The organism is Stenotrophomonas sp. ZAC14D2_NAIMI4_6 (assembly GCF_003086875.1).
Classification (GTDB): domain Bacteria; phylum Pseudomonadota; class Gammaproteobacteria; order Xanthomonadales; family Xanthomonadaceae; genus Stenotrophomonas.
Genome location: NZ_CP025996.1, coordinates 3,214,605 through 3,239,299 on the forward strand (window position 1 = coordinate 3,214,605; position 24,695 = coordinate 3,239,299).

Annotated in this window: 16 protein-coding genes; 8 read left to right on the top strand and 8 right to left on the bottom strand. The window is 65.7% G+C overall.

Annotated features, from left to right (window positions below; all coding sequences use genetic code 11):
• Positions 1 to 254 precede the first annotated feature (254 nt).
• Positions 255 to 3,239, top strand: a complete 2,985-nt coding sequence (locus C1933_RS14860; protein ID WP_108753871.1) for a TonB-dependent receptor — start codon at positions 255 to 257, stop codon at positions 3,237 to 3,239.
• Positions 3,240 to 3,401: 162 nt separating this feature from the next.
• Here the strand turns inward: C1933_RS14860 and C1933_RS14865 are convergent, their stop codons facing one another.
• Complete coding sequence (locus C1933_RS14865; protein ID WP_108750790.1) at positions 3,402 to 4,004, bottom strand: TetR/AcrR family transcriptional regulator; 603 nt, start codon at positions 4,002 to 4,004, stop codon at positions 3,402 to 3,404.
• 140 nt (positions 4,005 to 4,144) lie between these two features.
• On the opposite strand from C1933_RS14865, the gene C1933_RS14870 reads away from it, so the two are divergent.
• Together C1933_RS14870 and C1933_RS14875 are read left to right on the top strand one after the other, a co-directional pair.
• On the top strand, positions 4,145 to 5,062 hold the full coding sequence (locus tag C1933_RS14870) for an alpha/beta hydrolase (protein WP_108753872.1): 918 nt from the start codon (positions 4,145 to 4,147) through the stop codon (positions 5,060 to 5,062).
• Positions 5,059 to 7,536 carry an acyl-CoA dehydrogenase gene (locus C1933_RS14875; RefSeq protein ID WP_108753873.1) on the top strand — a complete coding sequence of 826 codons (2,478 nt, stop codon included), beginning with the start codon at positions 5,059 to 5,061 and terminating at the stop codon, positions 7,534 to 7,536. The genes C1933_RS14870 and C1933_RS14875 overlap by 4 nt, the downstream gene beginning before the upstream one ends.
• Before the next feature lie 133 nt (positions 7,537 to 7,669).
• Here C1933_RS14875 and C1933_RS14880 read toward each other — a convergent pair whose 3' ends face one another.
• Complete coding sequence (locus tag C1933_RS14880; RefSeq protein ID WP_108753874.1) at positions 7,670 to 8,026, bottom strand: DUF1304 domain-containing protein; 357 nt, start codon at positions 8,024 to 8,026, stop codon at positions 7,670 to 7,672.
• Positions 8,027 to 8,104: 78 nt separating this feature from the next.
• Positions 8,105 to 9,433, bottom strand: coding sequence for an MFS transporter (locus C1933_RS14885; RefSeq protein ID WP_108753875.1), 1,329 nt, complete (start codon positions 9,431 to 9,433; stop codon positions 8,105 to 8,107).
• A 283-nt stretch (positions 9,434 to 9,716) separates the two neighbouring features.
• Here C1933_RS14885 and C1933_RS14890 point away from each other — a divergent pair, with 283 nt between their 5' ends.
• The gene (locus C1933_RS14890; RefSeq protein WP_108753876.1) at positions 9,717 to 11,105 is read left to right on the top strand and encodes a serine hydrolase domain-containing protein; all 1,389 of its coding nucleotides are present in this window, start codon (positions 9,717 to 9,719) and stop codon (positions 11,103 to 11,105) included.
• 311 nt (positions 11,106 to 11,416) lie between these two features.
• Here C1933_RS14890 and C1933_RS14895 read toward each other — a convergent pair whose 3' ends face one another.
• From C1933_RS14895 to C1933_RS14915, 5 genes are all read right to left on the bottom strand, one after another.
• The gene (locus C1933_RS14895) at positions 11,417 to 11,929 is read right to left on the bottom strand and encodes a histone (RefSeq protein WP_108750796.1); all 513 of its coding nucleotides are present in this window, start codon (positions 11,927 to 11,929) and stop codon (positions 11,417 to 11,419) included.
• 775 nt (positions 11,930 to 12,704) lie between these two features.
• Positions 12,705 to 13,100: a glycine cleavage system protein GcvH gene (gcvH, locus tag C1933_RS14900; RefSeq protein ID WP_108753877.1), complete on the bottom strand. Its 396-nt coding sequence runs from the start codon at positions 13,098 to 13,100 to the stop codon at positions 12,705 to 12,707.
• Between the two features lie 93 nt (positions 13,101 to 13,193).
• On the bottom strand, positions 13,194 to 14,306 hold the full coding sequence (gcvT, locus tag C1933_RS14905) for a glycine cleavage system aminomethyltransferase GcvT (protein WP_108753878.1): 1,113 nt from the start codon (positions 14,304 to 14,306) through the stop codon (positions 13,194 to 13,196).
• A 637-nt stretch (positions 14,307 to 14,943) separates the two neighbouring features.
• Positions 14,944 to 15,687, bottom strand: a complete 744-nt coding sequence (locus C1933_RS14910; RefSeq protein WP_108753879.1) for a FadR/GntR family transcriptional regulator — start codon at positions 15,685 to 15,687, stop codon at positions 14,944 to 14,946.
• Between the two features lie 102 nt (positions 15,688 to 15,789).
• Positions 15,790 to 18,675, bottom strand: coding sequence for a TonB-dependent receptor (locus C1933_RS14915; protein ID WP_108753880.1), 2,886 nt, complete (start codon positions 18,673 to 18,675; stop codon positions 15,790 to 15,792).
• A 313-nt stretch (positions 18,676 to 18,988) separates the two neighbouring features.
• Here C1933_RS14915 and C1933_RS14920 point away from each other — a divergent pair, with 313 nt between their 5' ends.
• Genes C1933_RS14920 through C1933_RS14935 form a run of 4 tightly spaced genes read left to right on the top strand, consistent with a single transcriptional unit; the run spans position 18,989 to position 24,677 of the window.
• Positions 18,989 to 20,356: a polysaccharide lyase 6 family protein gene (locus C1933_RS14920; protein WP_199911375.1), complete on the top strand. Its 1,368-nt coding sequence runs from the start codon at positions 18,989 to 18,991 to the stop codon at positions 20,354 to 20,356.
• Entirely contained in the window at positions 20,353 to 22,581 is a 2,229-nt protein-coding gene (locus C1933_RS14925) for an oligoalginate lyase (protein WP_108753882.1), read from the top strand. The genes C1933_RS14920 and C1933_RS14925 overlap by 4 nt, the downstream gene beginning before the upstream one ends.
• A complete protein-coding gene (locus tag C1933_RS14930) occupies positions 22,578 to 23,882 on the top strand; it encodes an MFS transporter (RefSeq protein WP_108753883.1) in 1,305 nt (434 codons plus the stop codon). Before C1933_RS14925 ends, C1933_RS14930 begins: the two co-directional genes overlap by 4 nt.
• A 42-nt stretch (positions 23,883 to 23,924) precedes the next feature.
• The gene (locus C1933_RS14935) at positions 23,925 to 24,677 is read left to right on the top strand and encodes a glucose 1-dehydrogenase (RefSeq protein ID WP_108753884.1); all 753 of its coding nucleotides are present in this window, start codon (positions 23,925 to 23,927) and stop codon (positions 24,675 to 24,677) included.
• The last annotated feature ends 18 nt before the right edge of the window (positions 24,678 to 24,695 follow it).

Consider the following 24,695-nt stretch of genomic DNA (forward strand, 5'->3'; position numbering starts at 1 on the left):
GACATGCATCAATTGAAACTTTTTACGCACCCACCGCCTGTCATAAACCGCCAGCGGTTGCGCAGTTAAACTCCAACCCATTGAAATACAAAGACTTTCCTTGAATTCCGAGGAAAGTGAGACATGAATTAACACACCTTTAATTTTCCAACGAGGCTCGTTACTATCGGTTCAGCCTTGCGTTTTTGGGGCCCCTATTGGGTCCCGTCGCCAGGCACTACCCCAGCCAAGATTTCCTTGGAGAGAGAGAGCCAATGAATTTCAAGTCCAACAAGCTGCGCGATGCCGTTGTCATCGCGCTGGTCGCCGGTGCCTCCACCGCGACCGCCCATGCGCAGGAAGCCACCAGCGGCGCCACCAACCTGGATCGCATCCAGGTCACCGGTTCGCGCATCCGTTCGGTCGACGTTGAAACCGCCCAGCCGATCTTCACCGTGTCCTCCGAGGACATCAAGAAGTCGGGCCTGGTCAGCGTCGGCGACATCCTGCAGAACCTGTCGGTTGCCGGTACGCAGAACTTCAGCAAGGCCGCCGTGCTGACCTCCAACCCGGAACAGGGTGGCCAGTACGTCAACCTGTACAACCTCAACGAAAACCGCACCCTGGTGCTGGTCAACGGCAAGCGCTGGACCACCAGCCTGGCCGGTTACACCGACCTGTCGACCATCCCGAGCGCGCTGATCGAGCGCATCGAAGTGCTGAAGGACGGCGCTTCGGCCATCTACGGCTCCGACGCCGTGGCCGGTGTGGTCAACATCATCATGCGTTCGAACTTCGAAGGCGCTGAGTTCTCCGGCCTGATCGGCCAGAACGGCCGCGGCGATGGCCAGAAGCAGTCGTACTCGTTCACCGCCGGCACCACCGGTGAGAACAGCTCGATCATCTTCGGCGCCAGCTACACCAAGGAAGATCCGGTGTGGGCCAAGGACCGCGAGCTGACCCGCTACACCTACGGTCCGCGCCACATCGGTGCCGGCCTGAGCGCCACCGGTCCGTGGGGTCGCTTCACCGATCCGCGCGCCGCCGGTACCCCGGGTGCGGGCAACTACCTGGACGAAGACGGCAACATCGTCTCCGCTGCCGACGGCGACTGGTCGCCGAACATGTACGTGCTGAACCACACCGGCACCTACGACGGCGTGGGCGTTGGCGCGGCTTCCAACAGCCTGGGCAACTACCACGTTGGCGTCACCGCCAATGACCGCTTCAATTCCAGCCAGCAGATGATGCTGCAGCAGGAATCGGAAACGAAGTCGATCTTCACCTCGGTGTCCTACGACTTCAATCCGAACATCAGCTTCAAGTCGACTGTGATGTACTCCGAGCGTGACTCGGTCCGCCAGGTTGCCGGCTACCCGCTGAGCGCCGCTGCACAGCCGACCTACCCGGTGTCGATCAGCGCCGACAGCTACTACAACCCGTTCGGCAACCAGGCCAATCCGGGTGCCGGCCTGGCCCTGGACAACTGGTTCCGCCGCACGATTGAAATCCCGCGTATTTCGCAGAACAACGTGAAGTCGTACCACTTCGACGGCGCGCTGGAAGGTGCCTTCGACTTCGGCGACCACGGCTGGAACTGGGACGTGGGCATGAACTACAACAAGTTCGATGTCACCCAGATCGGCACCGGCAACGTCAACCTGCTGGCACTGGAAAAGGCCCTGGGCCCGTCGTTCCTGAACTCGCAGGGCGTCGTGCAGTGCGGTACCGCTGCCAACCCGATCGCGCTGGGCACCAGCCTGGCCGCTGGCCAGTGCACCCCGTTCAACATCCTGGGCGGCCCGTCGGCCTCCACTGCTGATGCCCTGCAGTACATCAACACCATCAGCCAGGCCACCCAGCAGAGCGTCAGCAAGCAGTACTTCGCCAACATCACCGGCGGCCTGTTCAACATGCCGGGCGACGCGGGCGAGTTTGCCTTCGCGGCCGGTATCGAACACCGCACCGTTGATGGCTACGACTATCCGGACCAGCTGTCCGCTGCCGGCTACACCACCGATCTGGCTGCCGGCGCAACCCGCGGCAAGTACAAGACCGACGAAGTGTACCTGGAGCTGATGATTCCGGTGCTGAAGGACGTGCCGGGTGCGAAGGAGCTGTCGTTCGACATCGCCAGCCGCTACTCCGATTACGACCGCTTCGGCGACACCACCAACAGCAAGTTCAGCCTGACCTGGAAGCCGGTTGAAGACCTGCTGGTCCGCGCGACCTACGGCAAGGGCTTCCGCGCCCCGACCCTGGACGACACCTTCGGTGGCGGCTCGCAGACCTTCGACTACTTCACCGATCCGTGCGATGCCCTGCTGGGTATCCGTACCGGCAACGCCACGGCCGCGGCACGCTGCAACGCCGAAGGCCTGGGCGCCAACTTCCGCCAGCAGGACAGCGCCGGCGCACCGGTCGGTGCCCGCGAAAGCCAGAGCATCGCGCCGTTCCAGGCCGGTGTGGGTAACGCCGAGCTGGAACCGGAATACAGCAAGACCCGTACCGTGGGCTTCGTGTTCAGCCCGCGCTGGGTGCAGGGCCTGGACTTCTCGCTGGACTGGTACAAGATCACCATCAACAACGTGATCACCGCCGTGTCGGCCACCTACGTCCTGCAGCAGTGCTACAACGGTGTGGACTCGTTCTGTAACTACACCCGCGACGCTGCATCGGGCCAGGTCGTGGCACTGAGCCGCGGTAACGCCAACCTGGGTGTGCTGGAAACCGAAGGCTACAACTTCGGTGCCAACTACCGCCTGCCGGAAATGAGCATCGGCCAGTTCTCGGTGCACCTGGACGCCAACTACCTGTCGGCCTACCGTTCCAAGAGCGATTCCACTGCCGATTGGGACAACTACGCCGGCTACTGGAACTTCCCGCGCGTGCGCGGCACCCTGGGCGTGAACTGGGCCAAGGGTGACCTGTCGGCGCAGTGGAACCTGCGCTACTACGGCGGCTACCGTGACTTCTGCTTCGACGGTTCGGCCGAAGAGTGCAACGACCCGACCTACCTGACCCCGAACGGCGGCTGGGGCGGCGGTGAAGGCGCCAACAAGAAGGGCTCGATCTCGTACCAGGACGTGTCGGTCAGCTGGGCGGCGCCGTGGAACGGCACCGTCACCGTCGGCGCGCGCAACATCTGGAACAAGACCCCGCCGCAGAGCTACTCGCAGACCAACAACAGCTCCGGTTCGATCGACCCGATGCTGGACTTCGACCGCTACGTGTTCATGCAGTACACCCAGCGCTTCTGATCGAGGCCTGTTCGTAGCGTAAAACACCAGGACGGGGCCCTTCGGGGCCCCGTTTCTGTTTCAGCGCTTCTCCGCTTCCGCGTTGTGCACGAACGACCGCGCAATGAAAAAGGCCGCAGCAGTGCTGCGGCCCTTCGTCGTTGCGTTCGTCGCCGGTGCTGATCAACCGTTGGGAATCAACGTCTCGATCAAGTGTTCGACATAGGCTTCGAAATCTTCGCGCGCCTGCTTGGGTTGCTGCAGCTGCAGCGACAGCTGCAGGAAACCGACATAGGCCGCATACGCCAGCCGCGCACGGTGGCGGGCATCGGTGGAACTCAGTCCCGCCTGGCGGAACGAAGCGACCAGATAATCCAGGCGACGCTGCGAAACGCGGTCGATCACCGGTCGCACCATCGGGTGGTCCAGTGCCTTCAGCAGCTCGCTGTAGATGATGTGCGGCTGCACTTCATGGGCCACCATCTGGAACAGCTGGCGCAGGCGTGCACGCGGATCGGGCACGTCTTCCAGGCTGCCGAACACCTGTTCCTGCTCGAACAGTTCCCAGCGTTCCAGCGCGGCCTGCAGCAGCGCATCGCGCGAGGGGAAGTGCCAGTAGAAACTGCCCTTGGTGACACCCAGGCGGCGGGCCAGCGGCTCCACCGCGACGGCGCCCACCCCTTGTTCAGCAATCAGGTCGAGGGCGGCCTGGGCCCAGTCTTCGGCACTCAGGCGGCTGTTGCGGCCGGCGCGCGGTTCGCCGGCGGAAGTGTCAGGTTGATTCATGGGCTGATTTAACCATACGCCGGGGTTCGTTGCAGTATGCCGTTGCGCTGGAAACCGTCATGACCCTTGCGGCGCGGCTTCCGCAGCGCACCATACCGGGCAGTATTGACTTCCTCCACGGCCCATCCATACTATCAAGTATGGTTACCCCTGCTGCTGCCGCTGTATTCACCGATCTGCGCCTGGAAGCGGCCCATGGCGCGCACCTGGCTGCCACGGCCAACCAGGCCGGGCGACGCGGACACGTGCTGTTCGCGCACGGCTTCGGCCAGACCCGGCACGCCTGGAATGCCACCGCCCGCGCCCTGTCGGCCGCCGGCCTGCAGACCCTGGCCTACGATGCGCGCGGCCATGGCGATTCGGACTGGAATGCGGCCGATCTGCCCTACCACGGCGAGCAGTTTGCCGATGACCTGATCGTGCTGGCCGGTGAACAACCGCGACCGCCGGTGCTGGTGGCCGCCTCCATGGGCGGCCTGTTCGGTCTGCTGGCCGAAGCGCGCTGGCCGGGCCTGTTTTCGGCCATGGTGCTGGTGGACATCACCCCGCGTTGGGACACCGCCGGCGTGGAACGCATCCTGGCCTTCATGACCGCCCACCCCGAGGGCTTCACTTCGCTGGCGCACGCTGCCGATGTGATTTCCGCCTACCTGCCGCACCGCCCGCGCAAATCCGAAGCGTCCCTGCAGGCACTGCTGCGCGAGGATGGCCACGGCCGCTGGCGCTGGCACTGGGACCCGCGCCTGGTGGCCGAGCTGGCCCGCGACAGCGAACAGCACCAGGGCGCACTGGCCGAGGCCGCGCGCCAGGTGAAGTGCCCGCTGCTGCTGGTCAGTGGCGGCCGCAGCGACCTGGTCACGCCGCAGACCGTGGCCGAATTCCTGGCATTGGCGCCGCACGCGCGCCACGTACAGTTGCCGCAGGCCACGCACATGGTCGCCGGTGATGACAACGACGCCTTTACCGCTACTGTGTTGGACTATCTGGACGTGTTGCCCGCAGCGGATGCTGCGGCTTCGTCCGCCACAAACGAGCACGTCACCGGAGCACGCTCATGAGCATCGTTCTTCCCTTCCTCGCCCTGCTGCTGGCAGGCGCGTTCGTCGCCTACCACCGCATGCGGCTGGTTACCTGGACGCTGATCAGCGTGGCCCTGCTGGCCATCTGCTGGTTCGTGCCCTACGTGAACCAGACCGCCACGATCGTGGCCGCCGCCGTGCTGGCCGTGATTGCCGTGCCGCTGCTGCTGCCGTTCATCCGCAAGCCGCTGCTGACCGGCCCGATGATGAAGGTGTTCCGCAAGGTGCTGCCGCCGCTGTCGCAGACCGAGCGCATCGCGCTGGAAACCGGTTCGGTCGGTTTCGAGGGCGAGCTGTTCACCGGTGATCCGGACTGGAACATCCTGCTGAACTACCCCAAGCCGCAGCTGACCGCCGAAGAACAGGCCTTCCTGGATGGCCCGGTGGAAGAGCTGTGCACCATGGTCAACGACTGGGAAATCACCCATGTCCACGCCGACCTGCCGCCGGAACTGTGGGCCTTCATCAAGAAGAACAAGTTCTTCGGCATGATCATTCCGAAGGAATACGGCGGCCTGGGCTTCTCCGCGCTGGCCCACCACAAGGTGATCCAGAAGCTGGCCTCGGTGTCTTCGGTGGTCAGCTCCACCGTGGGCGTGCCGAACTCGCTGGGCCCGGGTGAACTGCTGGTGCACTACGGCACCCAGGAACAGAAGGACCAGTACCTGCCGCGTCTGGCCGATGGCCGCGAAGTGCCCTGCTTCGGCCTGACCGGTCCGTTCGCCGGCTCCGACGCCACCTCGATTCCCGATTACGGCATCGTCTGCAAGGGCGAGTGGAACGGCGAGCAGGTGCTCGGCGTCAAGCTGACCTTCGACAAGCGCTACATCACCCTGGCCCCGGTCGCCTCGCTGATCGGCCTGGCCTTCCGCATGTACGATCCCGATGGCCTGATCGGTGAAACCCGCGACATCGGCATCACGCTGGGCCTGCTGCCGCGCGATACCGCCGGCGTGGAGATCGGCCGTCGCCACTTCCCGCTGAACTCGACCTTCCAGAACGGTCCGATCAAGGGCAAGGATGTGTTCATCCCGCTGACCCAGCTGATCGGTGGCGCCGCGATGGCCGGCAAGGGCTGGAACATGCTCAACGAGTGCCTGGCCGTGGGCCGCTCGATCACCCTGCCCTCCACCGCCAGTGGCGGTGCCAAGGCCGGCGCCGCGGTCACCGGTGCCTACGCACGCATCCGCAAGCAGTTCGGCCTGTCGGTCGGCCGCTTCGAGGGCGTGGAAGAAGCGCTGGCCCGCATCGGCGGCAAGGCCTACAAGATCAGCGCGCTGTCGCAGGCCACTGCCGCTGCGGTCGACCGTGGCGACGTGCCGTCGGTGCCGTCGGCCATCGCCAAGTACCACTGCACCAACATGAGCCGTGAAGTGATCTCGGACATGATGGACGTCATCGGCGGCAAGGGCATCATCCTCGGGCCGCGCAACTTCGCCGGCCGCAGCTGGCAGGCCGCGCCGATCGCGATCACCGTGGAAGGCGCCAACATCATGACCCGCAGCCTGCTGATCTTCGGCCAGGGTGCGATCCTCTGCCACCCGTGGGTGCTGAAGGAAATGAAGGCCGCGCAGGATCCGGACACCCGCGCCGGTCTGCAGGACTTCGACCGCAGCCTGTTCGGCCACATCCGCTACGGCATTTCCAATGCGGTGCGTTCGTTCTGGTTCGGCCTGACCGGCGCGCGCTTCGGTGCCGCCCCGGGCGACGCCTACACCCGCCGCTACTTCCGCAAGCTGGACCGTTACTCGGCCAACCTGGCGCTGATGGCCGACATCTCGATGATGACCCTCGGCGGCAAGCTGAAGTTCAAGGAATCGCTGTCCGGCCGCCTGGGCGACGTGCTGAGCCATGTCTACATGACCAGCGCCATGCTCAAGCGTTACCACGACGAAGGCGCACCGCAGGCCGACCAGCCGCTGCTGGCCTGGGCGTTCCATGACAGCGTGCACAAGATTGAAGAGTCGCTGTCGGCGGCCCTGCGCAACTTCCCGATCCGTCCGATCGGCTGGCTGATGTGGGCGCTGATCTTCCCGTTGGGCCGTCGTGCCGAAGCCCCGGGCGATCGCCTGAGCCGCCGCGTGGCCGCCCTGCTGATGGCCCCCAACGAAGCCCGCGACCGCCTGGCCAGTGGCGTGTTCCTGACCCCGTGCGAGAACAACCCGGGCGGCCGCATCAACAGCTACCTGAGCAAGGCGATCATGGCCGAGCCGGTGGAGCGCAAGTTCCTGAAGGCACTGAAGAGCAAGGGCATCGAGGCGCTGGACTTCAAGGCGCAGCTGGACGAGGCCGTGGCCGAAGGCGTGATCACCCAGGACGAGCGCAGCCTGCTGGAAGAACTGCGTACGCTGACCCTGGACACCATCACCGTGGACGACTTCGACACCCACGAACTGCGTGCAGCCAGCTACTACGACCGCCAGCACAAGGACCCGCATTCGCAGGCAGCATGATCGCCTGGAAGACGCGGACATGAAAACGGCGGGCCTCGGCCCGCCGTTTTTTTGTGCACCGCCCCCGTAGAGTCGAGCTTGCTCGACTGGGGTGCCCGAAAAGCAGTCGAGCAAGCTCGACTCTACCAAGCGATCACGCCGGCACAAACCACCATGCCACGGCAGCCAGCACCGCCGGCACTGCCTGGATGAAGAAGATCCGCTTGTTCACGCTCCAGGCGCCGTAGCAGCCGGCCACGATCACGCAGCCCAGCGAGAAGTTCACCAGCATCGGCAGGTGGTCGAACAGGCCCCAGAACAGCCCGGCAGCCAGGAAGCCGTTGTACAGCCCCTGGTTGGCCGCCAGCACGCGGGTGATCTCGGCCTTTTCCGGCGTGTTGCGGAACGTCTTCAGGCCCAGCGGACGGGTCCACAGGAACATTTCCAGGACCAGGAAGTAAACGTGCAGCAGGGCGACCAGCAGGGTCAGGGCGAGTGCGATCCAGTACATGGGCGGTTCCTTGGATGGATGGATGGGGTGATGGGGTCAGAGCCCTCTCCGTAGGAGAGGGATCCGACCCCGCGCGGCTCAGCGGTCGCGCGGCAGCTTCTTCTCTTCGCGCAGCACGCCGAACGCGGCGGCGGTCATGCACGCCGCTGCCAGGATGCCGCCCACGAATACCACGTGCGAACCGAACAGCGACAGCGCCTTGTGCACCCAGGTGAAGCTGAGGTCGGCGCCGCGGTAGACCACGGTGTCGATGGCCGCGCCGGCCTTGTAGCGCCACTGGCGGTCCACGCGGGTGTAGATCGTCTCGCGCGCGGGCTTGAACAGCGAGAATTCGCTGGCGCGGGTCATCACCTGCACCACCGCCACCATCATCGGCAGTGGCGAGGCGGCCAGCACCGAGAACCCGATCAGGATGGCGAATGCGGGAATCAGCAGCGCCGGCGCAATACCGTGGCGTGACAGCAGCCAGCGGGTCAGGCTGAGCTGCAGCAGCAGGGTCAGCGCGTTGACCGCCAGGTCGATGCGCGAGAAGAACGCCGTGCTGGCCGCCGGATCGGTGAAGGCGGCGCGCACGATGCTGGCCTGCTGGTTGTACAGCAGGGTGCCCACGCCCACGCCGAACACCACCAGCACCGCCAGCCAGCGGAGCAGCGGTTCGCGCGCGATCAACTTCAGGCCATCCAGCACGCTGCCGCCCATCGGCTGCTCACCCGACACCAGCTGCTGTTCGCGCTCACGCAGCACCGCCCAGTGGCGCAGCCGCCAGATGCAGAACAGGCAGACCACCAGGAACCCGGCCGACACCAGCATCAGGTTGGCGATGCCCACCCGCTGGGCCAGCGCACTGGTGATGATCGGGCCCAGGAACGCGCCCACGGTGCCGGCCGCGCCGATGTAGCCGTACCAGGCGCGCGCCTGGGCGTTGGTGAACACATCGGCCATGAAGCTCCAGAACACCGCCACCGCGAACAGGTTGAACACCATCACCCACAGGAAGAAGGCCATGCCCCGCCCCGGCACGCCGCTGTCGAACAGCGCGTAGAAGCCCAGCAGGGTGACGATGAAGAAGCCATACACCACCGGCAGGAACACCCGGCGCGGGAAACGGCTGACCAGCCAGCCGTAGACCGGCTGCAGCACCAGCATGATCAGGAACACGCAGGTGAACAGGAACTGCAGGACGAAGTCCTTCAGGGCGATGCCATGGCTGGCGAACCAGCTGATCAGCAGCGGCGGGAACACCGTTTCCAGATCGGCCGAGGCGGCCATCGCCTCGCGCACCGGGCGCAGCACGTAATAGCCGCTGAGCAGGCAGAAGAAGTACAGGAACGACCACCACAGCGCCGGCGATTCGCGCAGGGCCGCGACCAGGCCGCGCAGTGCACCGTTGTTGCGTGCCGCGCTCACGCGGTTCCCCTCGCCTGCGAACGGCGGTTGGACAGCAGCATGGCAGGCTCCGGGGCGATGAAGCGCGTACGTTAGCCAATGCACTGCAACATCGCCAGCCGGGTGCTGCAGGGCCGGCAGAACCGAGCGTTGCAGCCGCCCTGCCGGGACCCGTCGCAGCGGGCGAAACAAGCGTCAAAAATCCAACTTTTTCAACGAGATGCGCATTCATCTTCGCTTTGTTTGTGCATAGGCGAAAAGCGGCGCTAGAATCGACTCCAGCAGTCGCGCACGGGTCTCCTCGATGAAAAAGAACAGCCTGCGTCGTCCGATCCGATCGGCGACCACTGGTTTGCTGGGCATGCTCATGCCCGTTGCCTTGTCCACCACCGCGCAGACGCCGCCGCCGCTGCCGCCGCTGCCGGCCAACATCGAATCCCACAGCGTGGCCCACACCCAGCCGGCCGCCTACCGCACCGGGCTGGTGCCGCAGGTGCAGTTGCCGGCAGCCGGGTTCAACGTGGCCAACATCGAATCGATGGCGCAGCAGCTGACCTATGGCGAGCGCGTGCCGGGCATGGCCGTGGCCATCGTGCAGGGCGGCCGGGTCATCAGCGCGCGCGGTTATGGCGTGACCGATGTGAACAACCCGCTGCCGGTCGATGCCCACACCGTGTTCCGCCTGGCATCGCTGTCCAAGGCCTTCGCCGGCACCATGGCCGGCCTGCTGGTGAACGATGGCACGCTGCGCTGGGACAGCAAGGTGACCGACTACGTGCCCGGCTTCCGGCTCAATTCGCCGGAAGCGACCGACCGCCTGACCGTGGCCGACGTACTGAGCCACCGCGTGGGCCTGCCCTACAACGCTTACGACCGCGACATCGAAGGCAACGCCGAGTACTACACGCTGACCCAGAAGCTGGCCAACACCGGCCTGAAGTGCCTGCCGGGTGACTGCTACGCGTACCAGAACGTGGCCTTCAGCCTGATTGGCGATGTGGTCTATGCCGCGTCGGGCAGCTTCTATGAACAGTCCGTGGAACGGCGCATCTTCAAGCCGCTGGGCATGAACGATGCCAGCATGGGCCTGGCCGGCATCCAGGCCAGCTCGCGCTGGGCGCGTCCGCACGTGCGCAGCCGCAACGGCTGGGTCTCGCTGACCCCGAAGCCGACCTACTACCGCGTCGCGCCGGCGGCAGGCGTGAACGCCAGCGCCAGCGACATGGCGCAGTGGCTGCTGGCCCACACCGGCCACCGCCCCGACGTGCTGCCGGCACCGCTGCTGGCCACCCTGCATTCGAGCCTGATCAACACCCCGGGCGAGATGCGTTCGGGCTGGCGCCGCGAGCGCCTGCATTCGGCCGGCTACGCGCTGGGCTGGCGCACGTTCGATTACGCCGGCCACGACGTGGTGTTCCATGCCGGCGCCGTGCAGGGTTACCGCGGCCTGGTGGCGCTGGTGCCCGAACGCGACCTGGGCATTGCGATCATGTGGAACGGCGAAAGCAGCCTGCCCAGCGGCCTGCTGCCGACCGTGCTCGATTCGGCCCTGGGCCTGCCCGCGCAGCGCTGGCTGGACGTGGATACCGACTTCGGCAGCGACAGCCTGATGGCCGACGGTGCTGCGCCGGCGCAGGACAAGCGCAAGGGCAAGGGTGCTTCGAGCAACCGCGCGGTGGCCTCGCCGCGCTGAGCCGGCACACGCCGGTGAACCTGGAAAGGGCGGCCTGCGGGTCGCCCTTTTTGCTTTCGTAGAGTCGAGCTTGCTCGACTGCTCTGGCTTCGTAGAGTCGAGCTTGCTCGACTGACCAGCCAAGCAGTCGAGCAAGCTCGACTCTACAAAGGCGGTGGGGCAGTCGAGCATGGCTCGACTCTACAAGGGCGGTGAAGCAGTCGAGCAAGCTCGACTCTACAAGGGCGAGGCAGTGGGCGCGGGCATAAAAAAACCCCTTCCCTGCTGGGCAACAGGGAAGGGGTTTCAGGGTACGGCGATCGGGATGGAACTTAGATCAGCGGTGCCGGGGTGGCCGGCAGAGCAACCGGAGCGGCCTTCTTCTTGCGAGCGGCCGGCTTGCGCTTGGCAACCTTCTTCGCTGCCTTCTTCGGGGCAGCCTTCTTGGTGGCCTTCTTCGCGGTCTTCTTTACGGCCTTCTTGGCAGTCTTCTTGACGGCCTTCTTCACTGCCTTCTTGGCGACCTTCTTGGCCGGCTTGCGGGCGGTGGTCTTCTTGGCGGCCTTCTTGGCAGTCTTCTTCACTGCCTTCTTGGCGACCTTCTTGACGGCCTTCTTCGCGGTCTTCTTTGCCGGCTTCTTGGCTACCTTCTTCGCCGCCTTCTTCACTGCCTTCTTCGCAGTGGTCTTCTTGGCGACCTTCTTGGCGACCTTCTTCACCGCCTTCTTTGCCGTTGCCTTCTTCGCGACCTTCTTCACTGCCTTCTTGGCAGCGGCCTTCTTCGCGACCTTCTTCACCGCTTTCTTGGCGGCGGGCTTCTTTTTCGCAGCTTTCTTGGTTGCCATGGGATGGCTCCTCGTCAGTGATAGGGAGTTGAAACGCCCAGGTGGATCAAACCCGCCGATGCTGCGTGCGGGGACCGCCGGCGCGTCAGGCGCGCCGTTACGGATGCGGCAATGTCGGCCCCGGTCGGCGGGACGGACATCGGAAAGGAAAGTGCCGTGCGTTTCTCCGGGGGAAGCAGGGCCCTGTCCACCGTCTTGAGGATCGCGGTGGTCTTGGAGGGATTGCTTCGCATCGGACGATTGATTCGGCGCACTCGGTTGGGCAGGCAAGGTCTGCTGAGGCGAAACCTAATCACGGTTTTTTTTACTGTCAACAACCCCCGCGAAAAATTTTCACATCGCGGCGCCTTGGCGGCGCGCCCGCTGCGGGCCCGGCAGCACCCGCCGCGTGCCTGCTGGAGCGGTGCAACGCAGCGCGACGGCGTACGCGGCAAGCCGCACCTTGAATAAAAAACACTTGAAATAAGCACTCTGCGTTGATAGGCAGTGGCTGGCGCAGCATGCACGTGCGATCGGCGTGGCTACCGCACGATAGCGGAAGCCGCTCTCCAAACGGACCCGCAACGGGGGCAAAAACTTTTCACATCCGGGCGCGGTTCCGCGGGTGCCGAAACACGGATTTGCGCAAAACTGCGCAAGCCCGAACGCATCGTTCGCGCGCAGCGATGGCCGCCACGCGCACCCGGCACACGCACCTTCGGTCCTGGCAGACGCGGGTGCAGAAACGAAAACGGCCACCCGAAGGTGGCCGCTGGTGTTCGCCGGAAACCAGGACTCAGTGGTCCTCGTCTTCCAGTGCTTCGGCGTAGGCGTCCGGATCCAGCAGCTCGTTGAGCTCTTCGGCGTTGGACAGCTCGACCACGAACATCCAGCCTTCGCCGTAGGCATCTTCGTTGATGGTTTCCGGCTTGTCGGCCAGCGCCGCGTTGACCTCGACCACCTTGCCGCTGATCGGGCTGTAGACGTCCGAAGCCGCCTTCACCGATTCGACCACGGCGATCTGCTCGCCGGCCTTGGCGTCGGCGCCGACGTCGGGCAGTTCGACATAGACCAGGTCACCCAGCAGGCCCTGGGCGTGGTCGGAAATACCAACGGTAACGCGGCCATTGCCTTCGACGCGGGCCCACTCGTGGGACTTGAGGAACTTGAGGTCGCCGGGGATCTCGCTCATGGAACTGCTCCAGGAATACAGGGGTGTGGAAAGAACGGGGCTAGTGTAACCAACCGGCCGCCACTGCTGTCAGTGACGACCGGCACGTTCGCATCACGCGTCGGCAAGCACGCCCGGTTGGGCCTGGCCTTCGCGCACGAACGGGAACTTGACCACGCGCACCGGTACCTGGCGGCCGCGGATGTCCACGGTCACCTGGCCCAGTTCGCCTGCCGGCACGCGGGCAAACGCGATGCCCTTGGCCAGGCTGGGCGAGAAGGTGCCGGACAGGATCTCGCCCTGGCCGCTGGCGGTGGTGACCGCCTGGCCGTGCCGCAGCACGCCCTTCTCGTCCATCACCAGGCCGATCATCTGGCGCGCGGTGCCGGCGGCCTTCTGCGCCTCCAGCACATCGCGGCCGATGAAGTCGCGGCCTTCGTCCAGCGACACGGTCCAGGCCAGCGCGGCTTCATACGGGCTGATCTCCTCGTCCATGTCCTGGCCGTAGAGGTTCATGCCGGCTTCCAGACGCAGCGTGTCACGCGCGCCCAGGCCAGCCGGCTTCACGCCGGCGTCGATCAGGCGGTTCCAGAACGCGACCACCGCGTCCTGCGGCAGCAGGATCTCGAAGCCGTCCTCGCCGGTGTAACCGGTACGGGCAACGAACAGGTCAACGCCGTCGTCGGCCTTGACCTGCAGGGCGGCGAAACGGGTGAGCTTGGCCAGCGCCTCGCGGTCGGCGCCGCCGACCAGGCCAGCGACGCTGTCGCGGGCCTGCGGGCCCTGCACGGCCAGGATGGCCAGGTCCGGGCGCTGCTCCACGCTCACGCCGAACGGTGCGGCCTGTTCGCGCAGCCAGGCCAGATCCTTTTCGCGGGTGGAGGCGTTGACCACCATGCGGAAGAAGTCGTCGGCCAGGTAGTAGACGATCAGGTCGTCGATGACGCCGCCACGGGCATTGAGCATGCACGAGTACAGGGCCTTGCCCGGCACCTTCAGCTTGTCGATGGAGTTGGCCAGCAGGCGGCGCAGGAACGGCTTGACCTGCTCGCCGCGCAGGTCGACCACGGTCATGTGGCTGACGTCGAACACGCCGGCTTGGCGGCGCACCAGGTGGTGTTCGTCCAGCTGCGAGCCGTAGTGGATGGGCATGTCCCAACCCCCGAAATCGACCATCTTGGCGCCGAGGGCGCGGTGGGTATCGTTGAGCAGCGTCTTCTGGGTCATGACCGGGTCCGGCAGCAGAGGAAACAAGAACGCGCATTATCCCAGATCGGTCGGCGGCAGGCGTGCCGCAGCGCAGCGGGGGTGGTGTGTGTGTTGGGCCGGCCTGCGGCCGGCGGCGCTTTCTACATGCCAGAGCGCAGAGCCAAAGCCAGAGCCAGAACACTTCGGCTCTGGGATGTCTTGGCTTGGGCGGGGCGGTGCGGGGTGGCGGGACACGCCGTAAACCCATCCATGGGGGCTCGTAGGCGCCATCCATGGCGCCTGCGGTCCCGCCACCCCACACCGCCCCACCCTTCCGGGTTCACCGGTGACGGACGGCAAAGGCAAGGGCAAGAGCGGAATGGGATGTCGATATATATATGGAGAGGGGTCGGAGCCCTTTCCTGCGGAAAGGGCTCCGACCCCGGGGAGCTGGCTTTTGCTTTTCGCTCTTTATCTTTCTTCCGTGGGCTGGACGCGCACGGAAACTGTCGGGGGTCGGGCGGGTTGGGTTCGCGGGGGTGTCCGCGGCATGGATGCCGCGGCCAAGCCTCCACGGATGGATTTACGGCGTCCCCCGCGAACCCAACCCGCCCGACCCAATTCGCAGAAAACAAGCGGCCACCCCACGAGGGGCTGCGCCGTTGGCTGAAACCCCTCAGATGCGGGTGGTGGCCAGGAACCGTTCGCGGTCCTGCTGGGTGCGGCGGCGGATTTCTTCCAGGGCCTGGCTTTCGGTCGCTGCCAGCATCGCCTCGAACAGACGCTGGAAGTGATGACGCATGGCATTGCGCGCGGCCACCGGATCGCGGCTGCGCAGTGCTTCGAAAATGGCCATGTGTTCGTCGGCACGGCTGGCGCCGTCGTCATGGCAGACCCGCGCGTAGACCTCGGTCACCCGCGGCAGCTCGCTGCGCATGCGCCAGATCTGCTGCACGAAATATTCGACCACCGGATTGCCGGACAGCCGCGCGATGGTCAGGTGGAAACGGCGATCGAAGTCGCCCGCCTCGGCATCGGTCAGGTCGCGCCGGCACAGGGCTTCGGCCAGGACCTGCAGTTCGGCGATGCCCGCTTCATCAATGTTGCCGGCCGCCAGCGCCGCCGCTTCGGCCTCGAACACGGCACGGGCAGCGGTAAGGTCGAAGGCACTGACATCGGGCAGGCCGCCGCTGGCCTGCGCCGGTCGCGGCTTCACGTAAACGCCCGAACCGATGCGGATGGCGATCCAGCCCTGCGCTTCCAGGGCGATCTCGGCTTCGCGGATGGTCACCCGGCTGACGCCGAAACGCTCGGCCAGCTCACGCTCGCCCGGCAGGCGCGAACCCGGCGGGAATTCACCGCCCTCGATCAACGAGCGGAGTTTGGCGGCGATGGTCTGGTAGAGACGGTTGGCGGACATGCGGCTGACCCTTGGCGGTTCCCTCCGGGCCCGTCCCGGGCCACCGTGCACGGTGCGGGTCCGGTTGGAGCGACGGCGCGACCTGTGGCCGCGCCGCCCTGTTCAGAACTTGTATCGTACACCGAAATACGCGCGTCGCCCGTAGCTCACCACTTCACGGAAGTTGCCGTAAAGCGGCTGGTAGGCCACGCGCGGTTCGTTGGTCAGGTTCATCAGCTCCAACGACAGCGACAGCTGTTTGCTGACCCGGTAACGCATGCGCAGGTCCACGCTGGTGTTGTCATCGTAATAGCGGTTCTGCTGCGCGGTGTTGCCGGTGAAATCCTGGTAATAGTGCGAGCGGAACTTGCCGATGGCCTGGATGTTGAAGCGGCCAACGTCCCAGTAGATCGAGCCGGACAGCACGTGGCGCGAGAAACCGCTCAGCCCGGCCGGCGGCACGATGGCGGGAATGATGCTGCCATCGGCGGCTACCTGCTCGCCCAACCGCGAATCCTGGGTCTGGTAATCGGCATCGGCGTAGTTGTAGCTGACCTTGAACCCCAGCCCGTCGAACGGCTTGGGCAGATAGGACAGGCGGTGGGTGGCGGTCAGCTCGAAGCCGGTCAGCGTGCTGTCCTCATCGGTGGTGACCTGCTGGCGCACCGGTACGGTCACCGTCTGCCCGTTGAGGGTGTAGGTTTCCGGCACCAGCGCGGTGGCGGTGCCGCCGTTGAACTGCTTCCAGTACACCGCACCGGCCAGCATCGTGTCCGGGTTCGGGTACCACTCCAGCGACAGATCGCCGTTCCAGGACATCAACGGCTGCGCGGCCGGGTTGCCGCTGGCACTGATGTCATCCAGCGCGTCGGCCAGGTCGCTGTAGGTGGCATCGCTGCTGACATTGATGGTGCGCCCTGCCCCCAGCGCGGCGATATCCGGACGCGACATCGCCCGGTAGGCGCCCACCCGCAGCAGCAGGTCCGGCTGCAGTTCGAAGGCGGCATTCAGGCTGGGCAGCAGCTTGTCATTGCCGGCCTTGAACACCTGGGTGGTGTAGTTGCCGGTGGGCTGCAGGCGAAGGGTGCCATCACCGTTGTCCAGCACCAGAAGATCGGTGCGCACGCCTTCGGAACGCACATCGGTCTTCACCCAGCGCAGGCCGACGTTGCCGCTGACCGGCAGGCCCAGCAGGGTGCTGCTGAATTCGCCCATCAGGTACAGCGCGCGGGTCTTTTCAGTGACATCGACGTTGTTGGGATCCTGGAAATCCGGATCCAGGCCGCTGGCCAGGCTGCCACGGGACGACTGGTACAGGCAGTCCGGGTCGAAGTACGCCCAGGACGAGATCGTGTTGCCGCTGGAGGCGTCCATGAAGTCGTCCTGCGGGAACGGCGCACGGCACGCCTGGTTCGCCGCGATGATCTTCGCCTTGTCGGCGGCCACGCGCGGGTCGTAGTCGGTGACCAGGGTGTTGTCACGCAGGCGGTAGTCGGCCTGGCTGGCGCGCAGCCCGCCCTTGATGCGGGTGAAGAAGCCCGACTCGGGCGTGAAGCTGGTATCGAAGCGGCCGGCCTTGATCTTGTGATCGTTCTCGGTGGCGCTGGAGGTCACCCGCGCCGCACCCGAATACGCATCCCAGTTGTTGACGTCAAAGTTGGGCGCCAGCGCAATGCTGGGCACCTCGCCGTGCCAATCCCAGTCGTAGTCCACGTAGCCGGTGGCGCCGCTGCTGATGCCGGGCACCACGGCGTTGTTGACGTCGCGCTGGTTGGCGCGCAGGCGGGTCATGCGCTCGCTGTCCAGGCGGTTGGTATGCGAGTAGGAAAGGTCGGTGGTCAGTTCCCAGGCCGGGCTGGGCCGCAGGATCAGGTTCAGGCCGCCACCGGTGTACTCCTCGCCGCGCCAGTAGCGGTTGGACGTGGAATCGATGGAGGTGCTGCCGTGCAGATGGCGCACGATGCCGTTCTCGTCCACCTCGCGCTGGGTGATGCCGCGGCGGGCGTTGGACAGGCTCAGGTCGCTGCGGTTTTCATACCAGTTGCGGTCGGTATGCTCGAAGTCCACGTTCAGCTCGACCACATCGTTGGGCCGCCACTGGATCGCGGCGAACTCGCTCTGGCGGTCGTTGCGTTCCTGTTTCAAGCGGTAGATGCGGCTGCTGGGCACCAGGTAGTACGGCGCCCCGTTGGCGATGGCCTGCGCGCTTACTTCGTTGCAGTTGGCGTTGGCCACGTTCTGCGCGCCGTTGCAGGCGTACCAGGTGGAGCCACTGGTGATGCTTTCTTCCGGATCGGTGCCGTCCAGCCGCTGGAAACCCAGCGAGATGCCCAGCTTCTGGCCATCGCCGAACTCGAACTGATCGATGTAGCTGGCGGTGCCGCGGTAGCCGATGCCATCGTCGTCGCGGTACTTCTTGTCATACTCGGCCCAGCTGCCGCGCAGGTCGATCTGCGCCGCACGCTTGCCGTATTCCAGCGGACGCACGGTTTCCAGGCCGATGGTGCCGGCCACGCCGCCCTCGATGATGTCCGCACGCTGGGTCTTGTAGATGGCCACCGTGTTGACCAGCTCGGCCGGGAACATGTTGAAGTTCACCGAACGATCGCCGCTGCCGTTGGTGATCTCGCGACCGTTGAAATTGGTGCTGCTGAGGAACGCGCCGAGGCCGCGGATGGAAATTTCAGAAGCGCCGGTCTTGTCACGGGTGGACGCGGCGCCGGTCAGGGTTTCGATGGCATCGGCCAACGACGGTGCCGGCAGATCGCCGATGTCATCGGCCGACAGCACATCGGCAATGACCGTGTCGTCGCGCTTCTTGTTGATCGAACTCTGCATGGATTCGCGGATGCCGGTGACCTGCACCTGGTCCAGCGTGGTCGCGTCCTGGTCCTGCGCGGCCGACTGCGCCTGTACGGTAGGCACGGCCGCCAGCGCTGCCAGCAGTGCCACGATCAGTGGCGTAGGGCACAACGAGGTGTTGCGTACTGCTCCGGCGGTTCGCCGCATGGTCTCCTCCTCCCAAAGGATCGCCTGGATGGCAGGCGTGGGACGCAGCTTCGGCACGCCGATGGCAAGTTGTCAACCAATTGGACTGGGTTTTTCTTAATACCTTTGTTTCAGACCAATTCACGGCCAACTTATGTGCTGATGCAGCATGACTTTGCGCGAAAGCTGGCTTACAAAAGACCCCGAATTGGTATACATACCCGCCCCGAAACGACACTCACACTGTCCCTGGAAGGTTCGCATGCGCCCTTTATCGCTACCGCACCGCCGTTCCAAACCATTTTCGGTTTCCTGCCTGACCACTGGACTGGCAATGTGCCTGTCCACTTTTTCGGCGCAGGCCGCCAGCTGGCTGGTGCACGACGCCGCCGAGTTCACCACCGCGGCTGCCGCCCTGCAGCCCGGTGATGAAATCGTGCTGGCCGATGGCACCTGGACCGACACCCGATTGCTGCTGAAGGGACAGGGCACGGCGGCGGCGCCGATCGTGCTGCGCGCGCAGACCCCGGGCAAGGTGATCCTGAGCGGTCGCTCCGATCTTCGCCTGGCGGGCAGCTACCTGCAGGTGTCCAACCTGGTGTTCCGCGATGGCTACACCCCCGGCGATTCGGTAGTGGCCTTCCGCGAATCGAGCAAGGCCGTGGCCACCCACAGCCGGGTAACCGGGCTGGTGATCGACGATTACAGCAACCCCGATGCCAGCGACCAGGACTACTGGGTTTCGTTGTACGGCAGCCACAACCGCCTGGACCACAGCCAGCTGCGCGGCAAGACCAACGCCGGCCCGACCGTGGTGGTGGTGCGCGATGCCACCCAGGGCCTGGACAACCAGCACCGCATCGACCACACCTGGTTCGGGCCGCGCCCGGCGCTGGGCGTGAACGGCGGCGAGACGATACGCGTGGGCACCAGCGATACCTCGCTGAGCGATTCCAACAGCACCATCGAGAACAACTGGTTCGAAGGCTGCGACGGCGAAACCGAGATCATCAGCAACAAGTCCGGTGGCAATACCTATCGCGGCAACGTGTTCTACCGTTCGGCCGGTGCGCTCACCCTGCGCCATGGCAACGGCAACCGCGTGCTGGACAACGTGTTCCTGGGCGATGACAAGGCCGGCACCGGCGGCGTGCGCGTGATCAACGCCGACCAGACCGTCAGCAACAACTACTTCGAGCGCCTGGCCGGTTCCAGCAACCGCGCCGCGCTGGCGGTGATGGACGCCCAGGCCAGCCCGCCGCTGTCTGGCTACGCGCCGGTAGTGAACGCCACGATCAGCCGCAACACCTTCGTGGATGTGGCCAAAATCAGCTTCGGCGTCGGCCACGATCCGGCCAAGGGCCTGGACGTGGCCGCCAGCAACAGCCGCTTCAGCGCCAACCTGATCGTCAACCGCAACAGCAAAAATCCCCCCACCGCCGCCAGTTCGCTGGCGGGCATCACCTTCGCCGGCAACCTGCAGTCACCGCAGGCCAGCACGGTGTTTCCCGGCGGGGTGGCCAGTGCCACCGTCACCCTGCAACAGGCCGCCAGCGGCCTGTGGGTGCCCAGCCCTGCCCTGCCGGCCGTGGGTGCCGAGGCGGCATTGACGATGACGGCGCGCGAAGCAACCGGGGTGGACTGGTACCCCAAGGTGGGCGAGGTTGCCCTGTCACGCACCAACACCGGAGTTGATCGATGAGGTTGCAGCCGCTGTTCGTTTCCCTGGCCCTGGCCCTGCCCGCTGCCGTGTTGCCAGCCCTGCCGCTGCACGCGGCACCTGCGCCCGCCGCACGCCAAGCCGACACCACACCGGTGCTGGTGACCGCTGCGCAGTGGCAGCAGATGGCCAGCGAAGGCAGCCGCTACCCCTGGTTCGCCAAGGAGCAGGCGCGTGCGGAAAAGTCGCTGAAGAAGATGATGAAGGCCGGCATCGACGTGCCGGTACCGAAGGACAAGGGCGGCGGCCGCACCCACGAACAGCACAAGCGCAATTACCAGGCACTGCTGGCGGCCGGCACGCTGTACCGGCTGACCGGTGACAAGGCCTATGTCGACTACGCGCGCGACATGCTGCTGCAGTACGCCAAGCTCTACCCCACCCTGGGCCCGCACCCCGAAGGCCGCGGGCAGATTCCCGGCCGCGTGTTCTGGCAGGTGCTGAACGATTCGGTGTGGCTGGTGAACGCGATCCAGGGCTACGACGCGATCCGCGATGCGCTGCCCGCCGCCGACCGCCAGACCATCGAATCACAGGTGTTCCGGCCGATGGCCGAATTCCTGGTGAGCGAGCCGAAGAACTACGACCAGATCCACAACCATGCGACCTGGGCGGTCGCGGCCACCGGCATGACCGGCTATGTGCTGCGTGACCAGGAACTGGTGGAAAAATCGCTGCGTGGCAGCCAGAAGAATGACCAGTTCGGCTTCCTGCGCCAGGTCGACCTGCTGTTCTCGCCCGATGGCTATTACGAAGAAGGCCCGTACTACCAGCGCTATGCGCTGGCGCCGTTCCTGCTGTTCGCCAATGCCATCGAGCGCAACGAACCGCAGCGGAAGATCTTCCAGCGCCGCGATGGCGTGCTGCTGAAGGCGGTGGATGTGCTGGTGCAGACCAGCTATGACGGCCTGTTCTTCCCGATCAACGATGCGATCCTGGACAAGGGCATCGACACCGAGGAACTGGTGGCCGGCATCGGCATTGCCTATGCGCGCAGCGGCGATGATCGCCTGTTGTCGGTAGCGCAGAAACAGAAACGGCTGCTGCTTTCACCCGAGGGCCTGCAGGTGGCGCAGGCATTGGCGGCCAACAAGGCCAAACCCTTCGACTTCCGGCCCATGCTGCTGCGCGATGGCCCGGCCGGCGACCGCGGTGGCCTGGCGATCCTGCGCATGAACGGTGAACGCGGCCAGGCGCTGGTGCAGAAAGACACCATGCAGGGTATGGGCCATGGGCATTTCGACAAGCTCAACTGGCTGTTCTATGACAACGGCAACCCGGTGGTGACCGACTACGGCGCGGCCCGCTTCCTGAACGTGGAAGCCAAGCGCGGCGGCATCTACCTGGCCGAGAACCGCAGCTGGGCCAAGCAGACCGTGGCCCACAACACCCTGGTGGTGAACGAGACCAGCCACTTCAAGGGCGACTGGAAGCGCGGCGAAGAACATGCGCCGCAGGTGCGCTTCTTCCAGGCCGACGCCGATACCCAGATTGCCTCGGCCAGCATGCGCGATGCCTACCCCGGCGTGGTGTTCACCCGCACCCAGGCACTGCTGCGCCACCCCGAACTGGGCCTGCCGGTAGTGCTGGACCTGCTGCAGGTACACGGCGACAAGGCCGCGCGCTACGACCTGCCGCTGCACTTCAACGGCCACATCGTCACCACCGGCTTCGAGGCCGAGCATTTCCCGGCGCAGCGGCCGGTACTGGGCAGCGACAACGGCTACCAGCACCTGTGGCTGGATGCGCGCAGCAAAGCTGGCAGCGAACCGCGCACGCTGGCCTGGCTGCTGGATGGGCGCTTCTACACCTATCGCTTCGGCAGCAGTGCGCCTGCACAGGCGCTGCTGGTGCAAAGCGGCGCCAACGATCCGGAATTCAACCTGCGCCGCGAACCGGCCCTGCTGCAACGCGTGGACGGGCAGAAGGATGTGACCTTCTACAGCGTGCTGGAGCCGCATGGCGAGTACAACGGCACCGCCGAGTACGTGCACGGTGCCGACAGTCGCATCAAGGAGATCGTGCGCGGCCGTGGCAGCGATGCCGAGGTGATTGAACTGCGCCTGGCCAGCGGTGCGCGCATCGCCCTGGGCGTGGCCGACGACAGCACCGCCAAGGGCGAGCACAGCGTGACCGTCGACGGCCACGCCTACCGCTGGAGCGGCAGCCACGCGCGCATGGACCGCAGCAAGGGTGACGCGCGATGAATGGCCCGGCGGTGGTGTCCAGCCTGCGCAAGGTGCCGGTGCGGTCAGCCGTGCGCTGGCTGATCGTCGGCCTGATTGCGGTGGCCACGGTGATCAACTACATCGACCGCAACGCACTGGCGGTGATGTGGCCGGAGATCGCCAAGGAAGTGGGCGCAACCAAGGATGATTACGCGCTGCTGGTAACGGTGTTCATGCTGTTCTACGCGGCCGGCCAGTTCCTGTTCGGCCGCCTGTTCGACATGATCGGTACGCGGCTGGGCTTTGCCCTGTCGATCAGCGTGTGGTCGATCTCCATCGCCCTGCATGCGGTCACCCATTCGATCCTGTCCTTCAGCCTGGTGCGCGCGATGCTGGGCATCAGCGAGGCCGGTGCATGGCCGGGCGCGGTGAAGGCCAATGCGGAATGGTTCCCGGCGCGCGAACGGGCGCTGGCGCAGGGCGTGTTCAATGCCGGTGCGTCGGTGGGCGCGATTGTCTCTGCGCCAGCCATTGCCGGCCTGTACCTGTGGCTGGGCTGGCGCGGCACCTTCGTGCTGGTTGGTGCCATCGGCTTCCTGTGGCTGCTGCCGTGGCTGTTCGTCTACCGCGCCGGCCCGGACAAGCACCCCTGGGTGAGCGACGCCGAGCGCCGATTGATCCAGGAAGACCAGGCCGGGCAGCAGGCGGTGGCCGCGCCGAAGGTGAGCGTGCGTGCGCTGCTTGCCCATCGGCAGAGCTGGGGCATGCTGGCCTGCCGCTTCCTGCTGGACCCGATCTGGTGGCTGTTCGTTTCGTGGCTGCCGATCTACCTGGCCGAAACGTTCGGCTTTGACATCAAGCAGATCGGCCTGTTCGCCTGGGTGCCCTTCGTCGGCGCCATGCTGGGCAGCCTGAGCGGTGGCTGGTTGTCGGGCCGGCTGATCCGCGCCGGGCACAGCGTGGACCGCGCGCGCAAGCTGTCCATCTCGCTGGGCTGCGTGATCATGGCCCCGGCCCTGCTGGGCGCAGTGCTGGCCAACCAACCGCTGCTGGCGGTGCTGGCCATTGCCGCGGTGCTGTTCGGCTTCCAGGTGGCAATCGGCAACATCCAGACCCTGCCGGGCGATCTGTTCGACGGTCGTTCGGTGGGCACCCTGGCCGGCCTGGGTGGACTGGCCGCCGTGGCCGGCACCCTGATCACCACCTGGCTGGTGCCGGTGCTGACCCGCCATTCCTACGCGCCCATTTTCATTCTTGTCGCCGCCCTGGTGCCGCTGTCGCTGGCCGCGCTGTGGTGGTGGACCGGCCCGATCCACAAGCTCGACCGCCCCGGCCGTTGAGCCCACGTTTTTCATTCCCCCACAAACCAAGGAGTTTCCCGCATGTCGTTCAAGGACAAGGTGGCCATCGTCACCGGTGGTGGCCGTGATATCGGTCGCGCCGTCTCGATCAAGCTGGCCGCCGCCGGTGCCCGCGTGTGCATCAACTACGCCAACGACGAAGCCAGCGCGCAGGACACGCTGGCCGCCATCCAGGCCGCCGGTGGCCAGGCCATCGTGCACCGCGCCGACGTGACCGACGCTGCTGCCGTGGCCGGCCTGGTGGCCGCCACCCAGGCCGCGTTCGGTGAGCGCATCGACCTGCTGGTGAACGTGGCCGGCGGCATGGTGCAGCGCCGCCCGCTGGCCGACATCGACCCGGCGTTCTTCCACACCGTGATGGACCTGAACCTCACCTCCACCTACCTGACCACGCACGCGGTGGTGCCGCACATGGGCGAAGGCGCGGCCATCGTGAATTTCGCCTCGCAGGCAGGCCGCGATGGCGGCGGCCCGGGCGCTTCGATCTATGCCACGGCCAAGGCAGCGGTAATGACCTTCACCCGTGCCATGGCCAAGGAACTGGGGCCGAAGGGCATCCGCGTGAATGCACTGTGCTGCGGCATGATCGCCACCCGCTTCCACGATGAATTCACCAAGCCGGAAGTGCGCACGGCGGTAGCCGGTGCGACCCCGCTGCGCCGCCAGGGCGTGCCGGAAGAAGCGGCGGATGCGGCGGTGTTCCTGGCCTCGGACGCAGCGGCCTTCATCACCGGTGCGAACCTGGATGTGAACGGCGGCACCTACTTCTCCTGACCTGAGCGGACCCTTCCC

Excerpts from the sequence above, each read along its gene's own strand:
- C1933_RS14915 (WP_108753880.1), bottom strand. The coding sequence starts at position 18,675 with ATGCGGCGAACCGCCGGAGCAGTACGCAACACCTCGTTGTGCCCTACG.
- C1933_RS14920 (WP_199911375.1), top strand. The coding sequence starts at position 18,989 with ATGTGCCTGTCCACTTTTTCGGCGCAGGCCGCCAGCTGGCTGGTGCAC.
- C1933_RS14890 (WP_108753876.1), top strand. The coding sequence starts at position 9,717 with ATGAAAAAGAACAGCCTGCGTCGTCCGATCCGATCGGCGACCACTGGT.
- C1933_RS14880 (WP_108753874.1), bottom strand. The coding sequence starts at position 8,026 with ATGTACTGGATCGCACTCGCCCTGACCCTGCTGGTCGCCCTGCTGCAC.
- C1933_RS14895 (WP_108750796.1), bottom strand. The coding sequence starts at position 11,929 with ATGGCAACCAAGAAAGCTGCGAAAAAGAAGCCCGCCGCCAAGAAAGCG.
- C1933_RS14935 (WP_108753884.1), top strand. The coding sequence starts at position 23,925 with ATGTCGTTCAAGGACAAGGTGGCCATCGTCACCGGTGGTGGCCGTGAT.
- C1933_RS14860 (WP_108753871.1), top strand. The coding sequence starts at position 255 with ATGAATTTCAAGTCCAACAAGCTGCGCGATGCCGTTGTCATCGCGCTG.
- C1933_RS14870 (WP_108753872.1), top strand. The coding sequence starts at position 4,145 with ATGGTTACCCCTGCTGCTGCCGCTGTATTCACCGATCTGCGCCTGGAA.
- C1933_RS14865 (WP_108750790.1), bottom strand. The coding sequence starts at position 4,004 with ATGAATCAACCTGACACTTCCGCCGGCGAACCGCGCGCCGGCCGCAAC.
- gcvH (WP_108753877.1), bottom strand. The coding sequence starts at position 13,100 with ATGAGCGAGATCCCCGGCGACCTCAAGTTCCTCAAGTCCCACGAGTGG.
- C1933_RS14910 (WP_108753879.1), bottom strand. The coding sequence starts at position 15,687 with ATGTCCGCCAACCGTCTCTACCAGACCATCGCCGCCAAACTCCGCTCG.
- gcvT (WP_108753878.1), bottom strand. The coding sequence starts at position 14,306 with ATGACCCAGAAGACGCTGCTCAACGATACCCACCGCGCCCTCGGCGCC.
- C1933_RS14875 (WP_108753873.1), top strand. The coding sequence starts at position 5,059 with ATGAGCATCGTTCTTCCCTTCCTCGCCCTGCTGCTGGCAGGCGCGTTC.
- C1933_RS14930 (WP_108753883.1), top strand. The coding sequence starts at position 22,578 with ATGAATGGCCCGGCGGTGGTGTCCAGCCTGCGCAAGGTGCCGGTGCGG.
- C1933_RS14925 (WP_108753882.1), top strand. The coding sequence starts at position 20,353 with ATGAGGTTGCAGCCGCTGTTCGTTTCCCTGGCCCTGGCCCTGCCCGCT.